This is a genomic window from Desulfonatronum sp. SC1 (assembly GCF_003046795.1).
Classification (GTDB): Bacteria; Desulfobacterota; Desulfovibrionia; order Desulfovibrionales; family Desulfonatronaceae; genus Desulfonatronum.
The window spans coordinates 1-399 of record NZ_PZKN01000220.1; the positions used below are offsets into that span (position 1 = coordinate 1).

The following is a 399-nucleotide window of genomic DNA, read 5'->3' on the forward strand; positions in this document are numbered from 1 at the left end:
GAGTATGAGAATGTACGTCGTGAACTGGAGAAAAAAATGGAGGAGTGGGAGCAGCTTCATCAGAAGCTGGAATCGCTCGAAGCTGAACGTGATTTATTGTAACCCTCCTTTTGACCCGTTGAGCTGCATAATTTTTAAACACTATTATCACTTAATAAAACATACATGAACGAAAAGAATGCCATTTTTGGAATCCGATCTGTGATAGAGGCCATCCAAAGTGGGAAAAACATAGAGAAGATTCTTGTGAAAACTGGTCTTCAGGGTGAATTGTTCAATGAACTTATGACCGTGGCACGCCAACATGGTGTTTATTGCCAAAACGTACCGGTTGAGCGCATCAATCGGGTTACTGACAAGAATCATCAGGGTGTTGTGGCTTTTATTTCACCTGTGGAC

At 41.9% G+C, this 399-nt stretch carries 1 protein-coding gene; it reads left to right on the forward strand.

Features of this window, described 5'->3' with window-relative positions; genetic code table 11:
- Positions 1-165: 165 nt before the first annotated feature.
- The coding region (locus tag C6366_RS19025) for an RNA methyltransferase substrate-binding domain-containing protein (RefSeq protein ID WP_233248601.1) at positions 166-399 on the forward strand (234 nt) is incomplete at its 3' end.